The organism is Spirillospora sp. NPDC049652, assembly GCF_040675125.1.
In the GTDB taxonomy this organism is placed as follows: domain Bacteria; phylum Actinomycetota; class Actinomycetes; order Streptosporangiales; family Streptosporangiaceae; genus Spirillospora.
Genome location: NZ_JBFAOF010000234.1, coordinates 1 through 8,928 on the forward strand (window position 1 = coordinate 1; position 8,928 = coordinate 8,928).

Below are 8,928 nucleotides of genomic sequence, written 5' to 3' on the forward strand. Positions count from 1 at the left end.
GCCGCCGCTGCTCGCCGAAGCCCAGCTCGCCCGCGGCGAACCGCTCCACGTACTCCTCGGTCAGCTCGACCCAGCGCCGCGCGACGAAGGCGGGGTCGGCGTCCGGCCAGCATTCGAGGACGGCCCGGACGGCCGCCGTCTCGTGGTCCATCAGCGTCCCGTCCAGATCGAACAGGACGGCGGCGACAGGGGTGCCCATGACGCGATTCTGGCACTCGAATCCGGCTGATCCGATTCCCGGTTTCTGGCACCCTCGGCAGGGTGAACATCAGGGGCGATTTCGAGATACATCTGACCGTCGCCGAGCCGGACGCGCCGCGGGCGCGGGAGGCCGCCGCCGCGCGCGGCCTCAAGCTCACCCTGATCGAACTCGCCCGCGGCCGGACGCCCGCGCAGCCGATGCTGAGCCTGCGCCGCTCCGGCACCCGCGACGCCGTCCTGGCCGATGCGGCCCGCGCCGCCGGTGACCTGCGCGGCGACGGTCTCCACGTCGTCCGCGTCAAGGTCGAGGCCGCGCCCTGGAACGAGGGCGTCCCACGCACCGACGCCGAAGGCGAAGCGCTCGGCTCCTACTTCGAGCATCACGTCAAACTGCTGCTCACCCCGGAGACCGACCTGGCCGCGCTCGCCTCCCTGGCCGTGGCGCACGGCGCGCACGTGTCCCGGAACGTCCGGCGCGTCCGCCCGGACGGACGGCCCGAGCGCTTCGTCACCCAGCGCTGCCACCGCGTCGGCGCGCCCACCGCGGGCGCCCGGCTGGACGCCCTGGTCACGGCGCTGCGCTCGGCCGCCCACGAGATCGTCGAAGTCGAACGCGAGTACGTCGTGCACGACGACGCCCCGTCCCTGGACGACGGCTGGATCACCGAGGAGTCCCGATGAACCCGGACGGCCCCACCCGGGCGGCGCACCGGCGCGCGCTCGACGCCTTCCTCGCCGGAGTGGCCGGTTCGCAGTGGTCCGCGAACCTGGTGCTGCGCGGCAGCGTGCTCCTGCGCGCCTGGTTCGGCGAGGCCGCCCGCGAACCCGGCGACCTGGACTTCGTCGTCGTCCCGGACGACATCGACCTGTACCACCACCACGGCGAGGAGCTCCTGAACGGTGTCATGGAGGCCGCCGAGAAGGAGTCCCGCGCGGACACCTCGCCCGGACCGCGGGTGGTGCTCAAGGCGGAGTGGGCCGACTTCGAGGACCGCTGGGACTACGACGGGGAGAATCCCGGCCGCCGCTTCGAGGTGCCCTACGACGTCGAGGGCGCGGAAGGCGGCGTCCTCCAGGTCGACTTCGCCTTCCGCGAGCGGCTGCCGGCCGAACCGAAGTACACCGGCATCCCGAGGGCGGACGGCTCCGGCTCGGTGCGCGTCCTCGCCGCGACGCCCGGACTGTCGCTGGCCTGGAAGCTGCTCTGGCTGGTCAACGAGCGGCCGCCGCGAGGCAAGGACCTGTTCGACGCCGTCCTGCTGGCCGAGCACGCGCACCTGCCCTTCGACCTGCTGACCAGGACGTTCGAGCTGTCCGGCGCGGCCACCACGAGACCCGTGACCGAGGCGGGGCTGCGGGGCGCCCTCCACCGGGCCGAGACGACCTGGGACGAGTTCCGCGAAGCCGAACTGCCGGACGGCCCCGCCTCTCCAGCCCCGTACGCGGCCCGGCTGCGGGCGGCCCTGCACGCCACCTTCGGCGCCCGCTGAGCGCCGCCCGCCGAGCGGCGCCCCCGAGCAGGGGGAAGGCCCCCGGCGGGAGGTGGGCCGGGGGCCTTCTGGGTGGGGTCGCGGCCCGGATGGTGTCCTGGGGAGGGCCGGGCCGCGACCGGGATGGGGGAGGCTCAGCCGAGCCCGGAGCGGATGGCGGTGACCAGCTCGCCGTTGTCGGTGTCGCCGGACATCTCCCAGAAGAAGGCGCCGCCGAGGCCCTGCGACTTGGCGTAGCCCATCTTCCCGCCGATGGTGGACGGCGTGTCGTAGCTCCACCAGTCGGTGCCGCACAGGCCGTAGGCCGTTCCGGCGACGACGCTGGTGGCGGGGCACTTGGACTTGAGGACGCGGTAGTCCTCGATGCCCTGCTCGTAGGTGCCGGCCGCCGGGCCGGTCGCGGTGCCGCCGGGGGCCTTCTGCGTGACGCCCGTCCAGCCGCGGCCGTAGAAGCCGATGCCGAGCAGCAGCTTGGCCGACGGGATGCCGAGGCCCTTGAGCTTGGCGATGGTGTCGGTGGTGTTGAACTGCTTGATCGGGATGCCGTCGTAGGAGGTCAGCGGGGAGTGCGGGGCGGTCGGCCCCTTGGCGTCCCACGCGCCGAAGTAGTCGTAGGTCATGACGTTGTACCAGTCGACGTACTGCGCCGCGCCCCCGTAGTCGGCCGCGTCCATCTTGCCGCCGGACGTGGCGTCCGCCGTGATGGCCGCCGTCACGATCTGGGACGAGCCGAACCGCGCCCGCACCGCCGCCAGCAGGTTCTTGAAGGCCGCGAAGCCGCTGGTGTCGCAGCTCAGCCCGCAGGCGTTCGGGTACTCCCAGTCGATGTCGATGCCGTCGAACAGCCCGGCCCAGCGCGGGTCGTTGAGCAGCTTGTAGCAGGAGTCGGCGAACGCGGCCGGGTTCTGCGCGGCCTGGGTGAAGCCGCCGGACCAGGTCCAGCCGCCGAACGACCAGACGACCTTGATGTTCGGGTACTTCTTCTTGAGCTCCTGCAACTGGTGGAAACTGCCGCGCAGCGCGCCGTTGTCCCAGCTGTCGGACGTCCCGTCCACGCTCTCGCCCGCGCCGTAGAAGCGGTCGTAGTCGGCGTAGCTGTCGCCGACGGCGCACTGGCCGTTGGTGACGTTGCCGAACGCGTAGTTGATGGTCGTCAGCTTGCTCGCGGTACCGCTCGTGTCGATGTTCCGCACGTGGTAGTTCCGCTGGTAGATGCCCCAGTCGGTGAAGTACCCCATGACCTTGGAGCCGCCGGGCGGGTTGCCGCCCCCGCCGTCGTTGGTCGTCACCGACACCGCGTTGGACGCGGCGGACACGTTCCCCGCGGCGTCCCGCGCCTTCACGGTGAAGCTGTAGGCGGTCTTGGCGGTGAGGCCGGTGACGGTCGCGGACGTGCCGGTCACCGAGGTCGCCTTCGTGGTGCCCTGGTAGACGTCGTAACCCGTGACCCCGACGTTGTCGGTCGAGGCCGTCCAGGAGAGGCTGACGGTCGTGTCGGTCTTCCCGGTCGACTTCAGCCCGGACGGCGCGGTCGGCGGCTGGGTGTCGTTGCCGCCGGGCGGGTTGCCGGAGCCGTCGCACGCCGCGCCGTTGACGGTGCAGCCGGTGAACCAGCCCGTGCCGCTGCCGTCGAAGCCGAAGCTGGTGGACGCGCCCGCCGCGACGGTCCCGTTCCAGGACGTGTTGGCGAAGGTGTAGTGGTTGCCGGAGTGGGTCTGCGTGGTGTTCCAGGCCGCGGTGATCGCGGTCCCGGACGGCAGGTCGGCCTCCAGCTTCCAGCTGCTGATCGCGGCGGAGGTGCCGTTGCTGATCGTGCACGAGCCCTCGAAGCCCGTGCCCCAGTCGGAGGTCTTGGTACAGGTGGCGGTGACGGCTCCGGCCGCCGCCGCCGAGGGATGCGCGGCGGTGAGCGTCAGCCCCGCCGCCGCGGTGAGTGCGGACAGGATCGCGAGGATCCGTCGTCGGCCCGGTACGGCCATGATGCTCCTTCGGTTCGCGCCCCCGAACCAACAGGAATCTTGGTAACTCTTAGGAAAGTTTCCTAAGAGTCGCCGCGATGTTAACCGCGCCGTTCCGGCCCGGCAAGGGGGTGTCCGGCATCGGTTCGCCGTGGTCACACTGGTCCGCCCCGCACGCTGCGCCGGTCCGGAAGATCGGTTCCGGACCGGCTCGGCTCCGGCGGCGGACGGCCGGGCGGGGCGGCTCCGGGCGGCTGGGCGCGGGGCGGCGCGGCGGGTCGGGGCACGGTCGGCTCAGGCGCCGCCGAACCAGCCAGGCGCGTCCAGCCGCCACATGTCGCCGGGCGTCATCTGGCGCAGCGTGGCCTCGAAGGCGCGCATCCGGTCGGGGCCGAGCTCGTCCGCCCAGCGCCTCCGGACGGCGTCGAAGGTCAGCGCGGACCGGCGCAGCGCGTCCCAGCCGTGCCCGGTCAGCCGGACGAGCTTGCGCCGCGCGTCGGACGGGTCGGCGGCCCGCTCGACGTAGCCGAGCCGTTCGAGGTTGTCGACGAGCTTGCCCGCGGCCTGCTTGGTGACGCCGAGCCGGCGGCCGAGCTCGACGGCGGTGGTGCCCTCCGCGCCGATCGCCTGGAAGACGAAACCGTGCATGGGACGCATGTCCGGATGCCCCTGTTCGGCCAGCTCGTCGTGGGTCTCGTCGATGATCTGGCGGAACGCCAGGAACAGCCGGAGCGGCAGCTCCCAGCCGGGGGTGTCGGGCTCGGCGCTTGACATGAAAGACAACCTCGTTGACTATATGGACAACCCAGTTGTCTAAACCCTACCGGGAGAACCCCCATGTCCGTGCCCCTGCCCGTGACCCCGACCGTGACCCCGACCGTGACCCCGACCGTGATCAGAAATGCCGACGCCCGCCGCACCGAGACCCCGAACGGCGTCATGACGTCCCTCGCGACGCCCACCCAGGGCGGCACCGCCAAGCTGGCCGTGTGGCGCGTGGACGCGACCCCCGGCGCGACCGGCCCGCTGCACGTCTTCGACCAGGAGTCGGTGTGGACGCTCCTCGGCGGCGCGGTGACCTTCACCGTCGGCGACGACAAGGTGGACCTCGCGCCCGGCGACACCCTCGTGATCCCGGCGGACGTCTCCCGCCAGATGTTCGTCTCCCCGGACGGTTTCCAGGCCGTCGTCGCCGCGCCCGCCGGGACCCTCGTCCACACTCCCGACCCGGTCGTCGCGGACGGCTGCGACCTGGCCCCGAAGGTGGGCGAGAAGATCGTCCCGCCGTGGGCCCGGTGACCGGACGCGGGCGTCGCGCGGAACCGGTCCGCGCCTCGGCATGACCTGTTAGCGCGACGAATTACCGCCCGCCGCAATGGGACGCTCCCGTGTGTCCTGAACACATCTGTAATCAGATCGTCGCTTTTCTCCCTCTTGTCCCTTCCGTCGATTTCCGTTGGTATTCGGACGGTCGCCGCCTTCCATTTCCCGCGGCGGCACGTCCGGCCCACCGCCCGGACGTAGCTCTCGTGGCCGCGTTCACCCGCCCGGGGCCGCGAAGGACCTGTGAAGGGACCTCATGGCCCTACGAACTGGGCGATCGTCTGGACGGACGGACTCGCGGGGCGTCGCCCCCACCCGGCGGAGCGGTCTGCTCGCCGGGCTGGGCGCGGCGGTGCTGGCGCTGGGATCGGGGGCGCTCGCCGCCCCCGCCCACGCCGCGCCGGGCCCCGACGCGGCGAAGCCGTCCAGAGTGATCGTGCTCCTGAAGACACCGTCCGCGCGCGACGGCCTGGTCGCGAAGGTGCGCGGCGCGGGCGGCACGAAGATCGTCACCTACCAGGCCGTGCCGTCGTTCGCCGCGACGGTCTCCGCCGACCAGGCCGTCGCGCTGGCGAACGAACCGGCGGTCGCGGCCGTCGTGCCCGACACGAACGTCCCGGTCGCGCCCCCGGCCCCGAGCCAGAAGCCGACCGCGCCGGTCAAGGGGATGAAGGCGCAGACGGCCCCCTCCAAGCCGCCCCCCACGGTCTGCCCGTCCGACCCCAAGAAGCCGCTGCTCGAACCCGAGGCGCTGACGACCACGCGCGCCTCGCTCGCGCACAAGGCGGGCATCGACGGCTCGGGCGTCACCGTCGCCTACATCGCCGACGGCGTCGACCCGAACAACCCCGACTTCGTCCGTCCGAACGGCAAGAAGGTCTTCACCGACTACAAGGACTTCTCCGGCGAGGGGCCCGACACGCCGTCCGGCGGGGCCGAGGCGTTCGGCGACGCGTCCGCGATCGGCGCGCAGGGCCGGATGACCTACGACGTCTCCGACTACGCCCACCCGTCGCAGGGCATCCCGAAGGGCTGCACGATCCGGGTCCTCGGGATGGCCCCCGGCGCGTCCATCGTCGGGCTGAAGGCTGGCGGCGAGCTGCTGCCGAACTCGGCGATCCTGCAGTCGATCGACTACGCGATCAGCAAGCACGTCAACGTGCTGAACGAGTCGTTCGGGTCGAACGTGTACCCCGACTCCGGCAGCCGCGACACGATCCGGCTGTTCAACGACGCGGCCGTGCGCGCGGGCGTCACCGTCACGGTGTCGACCGGCGACGCGGGCGTCACCGGCACGCAGGGCAGCCCGTCCACCGACCCGAACGTGATCGCGGCCGCCGCGTCCACCGACTTCCAGAACTACCAGCAGACCGGGTACGGCGCGGCGCGCTTCGCCAAGCCCGGCAAGTGGCTGTCGGACAACATCTCGGCGCTGTCGTCCGGCGGCATCAGCCAGGGCGGCCGCGTTCCGGACCTGGCCGCGCCCGGCGAGTCCGACTGGGCGCTGTGCACCCCCGACCCGGAGAAGTACGAGAACTGCGTCGGCTACTCCGGCAAGCCCGCCTCGATCCAGCCGTTCGGCGGAACCAGCCAGTCCGCGCCGCTGACCGCGGGCGCCGCCGCGCTGGTGATCCAGGCGTTCCGGACCGCCCACCACGGCCGGTCGCCGTCTCCGCTGCTGGTCAAGCGGTTCCTCACCGGCACCGCGCACGACCTCGGACTGCCCGCCCCCGAGCAGGGCGCCGGCCTGCTGGACGCCAAGGCCGCCGTGGACGCCGCGCGCGCCTACAAGGGCAGCGCCAACGTCGTCCCGGACGTCACCCAGACCACGCTGACCGGAACGCCCGGCGGCACGGTGGGCAAGCGGATCGCCTTCACCAACCACGGCTCCAAGGCCACCAAGGTCCGGTTCGGGACGCGGTCGTACGACACCCGGCAGACCGGCTGGCAGACCGTCCCGTTCAAGGCCGCCGCGCTGCCGACCTTCCCGTACGCGACCAACGGCGCGCCCTGGTCCTACAAGAAGGTCACCTTCAAGGTGGCCAAGGGCACCGACGTGCTCGGCGTCTCGACCGCCTGGCAGGGCGTGAACGCGACCCAGCCGAACGGCGCGGTGGTCGGGCCGGTCGTCCGGCTCACGCTGATCGACCCGAACGGCGCGTACGCCGCCAACTCCCGTCCGCAGGGCGGCGGCATCTCGGCGAACCACGCGTACGTGGACGTCCGCTACCCGGCCGCCGGGACGTGGACCGCGATCCTCTACAGCCCGCAGTCCGGACCGCAGTCCTACAGCGGACCGGTGCAGTTCGCGACCAGCGCGGGCAAGGCGGTCGCGCGCGGCACGGTCAGCCCGTCCTCGCTCACGTTGAAGCCCGGCCAGACCGGCCACGTCACCTTCCGCGCCCGGACCGACGGGAACCGCGGCGACCTCGCCGAGGCCGTCTGGTACCGGACCGCGGCGGGCCAGGCCGGCTCGGTCCCGGCCGTCATCCGGACGCTGCTCCCGACCCGGAACGGCAAGGGGACGTTCAGCGGGACGATCAGCGGCGGCAACGGCCGCGCCTACGCGCCGGCGCAGACCGCGACCTACGCCTTCGACGTGCCGAAGGGACGCCGCGACGTCGGCGTCACCCTGAAGCTCGCCCGCGACCCGGACGTGCTCGTCGAGGCCGCGCTCGTCGACCCGGACGGCCAGCTCATCGGCACCGGCTCCAACGCGCGCGACTTCAAGGAGGACGGCACCCCGGTCACCGCGGGCACGCTCCAGGTCACCCAGGCCGACCCCGTGCCCGGACGCTGGCGGCTGACCGTCATCGTGGCCAACCCCGTCAGCGGCAAGGAGATCTCGCAGCGCTTCACCGGGACGATCGGCTTCGACCAGGTGAAGGTCACCGGCTCCCTCCCGCAGGGCGCGAAACTGCCCGCCGGGAAGGCCGCGAACTTCACCCTGACCTACGCCAACCGGGGGGTCGCGCCCGTCCCGGTGCAGGTCAACCCGCGGCTGCAGAAGTACGCCGACGTGCCGCTCGCGCCGCTCGGCTCGTCCCCGACCATCACGCTGCCGATCACGCCGACCTCGTCGGTCCCGGCGTACCTGGTGCCGCCCGGCACCCGGGCGCTGTCGCTGGCGGCGCGGTCCAGCACCCCCGCGCAGGTCGAGTTGCAGGGCCCCGCCGGGGAACCGGACGTGTTCGGTGACCTCGCCTCGGCCAAGAAGGGCGACCTGACCTCGATCGCCCGGGTCAGCGAGGCCGGCGGACGGCACGTCCTCGCCCGCGGCTTCTGGTTCAGCTATGTCCAGCAGATCGGGCCGTTCGCCGGTCCGGCGCCGTCCGGCACGAGCACGCTCGGCGCGCTCGCGAAGACCCAGCCGTGGGACACCGCGGTGACGTCCCCGGCCGGTGACCCGTACAAGACGGCGATCACCGGGGACTTCACCCCGAACGGCACCCCGGTCGTCGTCCAGCCCGGGAGGTCCGGCAAGGTCTCGGTGACGTTCACGCCGGCCGGTACGCCCGGGACGGTCGTGAATGGCGTCCTGTACCTGGTGACCTCGCCGGTGGGCGCGTTCAACGGCCAGTACGGCGCGATCTACAACGGCGGCGACGTCCTCGCCGCGATCCCCTACTCCTACACCGTCGGCTGACCGCCGCGAAGCGAAGGGGGGCCGTCCCGTCCGGGGCGGCCCCCTCCGCTTCCCCGCCTCCGGCCGGTCAGGCGTGCAGGTAGGCGAGGACGGCCAGCACGCGCCGGTTGTCGTCCTCCGACACCGGCAGGCCGAGCTTGGCGAAGATGTTCGCGGTGTGCTTGGTGACGGCCTTCTCGGTGACGAACATCTTCCCGGCGATCGCCGCGTTCGAGCGGCCCTCGGCCATCAGCTCCAGCACCTCGCGCTCGCGCGGCGTCAGCGCCTTCAGCGGCTCGTCGCGCGACCGCCGGGTCAGCAGCTGGGCCAC

Annotated in this window: 7 protein-coding genes and 1 pseudogene; 4 read left to right on the plus strand and 4 right to left on the minus strand. The window is 72.5% G+C overall.

The features are described from left to right. A pseudogene (locus AB0J52_RS17245) lies at positions 1–199 on the minus strand (HAD family hydrolase); the annotation flags it as partial. Between the two features lie 62 nt (positions 200–261). Here AB0J52_RS17245 and AB0J52_RS17250 point away from each other — a divergent pair. After that, positions 262–882: a hypothetical protein gene (locus AB0J52_RS17250; RefSeq protein ID WP_500182579.1), complete on the plus strand. Its 621-nt coding sequence runs from the start codon at positions 262–264 to the stop codon at positions 880–882. Beyond that, positions 879–1,691, plus strand: coding sequence for a nucleotidyl transferase AbiEii/AbiGii toxin family protein (locus tag AB0J52_RS17255; protein WP_500182580.1), 813 nt, complete (start codon positions 879–881; stop codon positions 1,689–1,691). The genes AB0J52_RS17250 and AB0J52_RS17255 overlap by 4 nt, the downstream gene beginning before the upstream one ends. Before the next feature lie 134 nt (positions 1,692–1,825). Here the strand turns inward: AB0J52_RS17255 and AB0J52_RS17260 are convergent, their stop codons facing one another. Both AB0J52_RS17260 and AB0J52_RS17265 read right to left on the minus strand, forming a co-directional pair. After that, a complete protein-coding gene (locus tag AB0J52_RS17260) occupies positions 1,826–3,670 on the minus strand; it encodes a glycosyl hydrolase family 18 protein (protein WP_500182581.1) in 1,845 nt (614 codons plus the stop codon). 273 nt (positions 3,671–3,943) lie between these two features. Continuing rightward, positions 3,944–4,423, minus strand: a complete 480-nt coding sequence (locus AB0J52_RS17265; RefSeq protein WP_500182582.1) for a MarR family winged helix-turn-helix transcriptional regulator — start codon at positions 4,421–4,423, stop codon at positions 3,944–3,946. Positions 4,424–4,486: 63 nt separating this feature from the next. Between AB0J52_RS17265 and AB0J52_RS17270 the strand changes: the two genes are divergently transcribed. Both AB0J52_RS17270 and AB0J52_RS17275 read left to right on the plus strand, forming a co-directional pair. Further along, the gene (locus AB0J52_RS17270) at positions 4,487–4,948 is read left to right on the plus strand and encodes a cupin domain-containing protein (RefSeq protein WP_500182583.1); all 462 of its coding nucleotides are present in this window, start codon (positions 4,487–4,489) and stop codon (positions 4,946–4,948) included. A 280-nt stretch (positions 4,949–5,228) separates the two neighbouring features. Continuing rightward, on the plus strand, positions 5,229–8,618 hold the full coding sequence (locus tag AB0J52_RS17275) for a S8 family peptidase (RefSeq protein WP_500182584.1): 3,390 nt from the start codon (positions 5,229–5,231) through the stop codon (positions 8,616–8,618). Positions 8,619–8,685: 67 nt separating this feature from the next. On the opposite strand, the gene AB0J52_RS17280 is transcribed toward AB0J52_RS17275, so the two are convergent. Further along, positions 8,686–8,928: LuxR C-terminal-related transcriptional regulator (locus tag AB0J52_RS17280; protein WP_500182585.1), on the minus strand; the 243-nt coding region annotated here is incomplete at its 5' end.

Coding starts and splice junctions, on each gene's coding strand:
- AB0J52_RS17255 (WP_500182580.1), top strand. CDS start 879: ATGAACCCGGACGGCCCCACCCGGGCGGCGCACCGGCGCGCGCTCGAC.
- AB0J52_RS17260 (WP_500182581.1), bottom strand. CDS start 3,670: ATGGCCGTACCGGGCCGACGACGGATCCTCGCGATCCTGTCCGCACTC.
- AB0J52_RS17265 (WP_500182582.1), bottom strand. CDS start 4,423: ATGTCAAGCGCCGAGCCCGACACCCCCGGCTGGGAGCTGCCGCTCCGG.
- AB0J52_RS17270 (WP_500182583.1), top strand. CDS start 4,487: ATGTCCGTGCCCCTGCCCGTGACCCCGACCGTGACCCCGACCGTGACC.
- AB0J52_RS17275 (WP_500182584.1), top strand. CDS start 5,229: ATGGCCCTACGAACTGGGCGATCGTCTGGACGGACGGACTCGCGGGGC.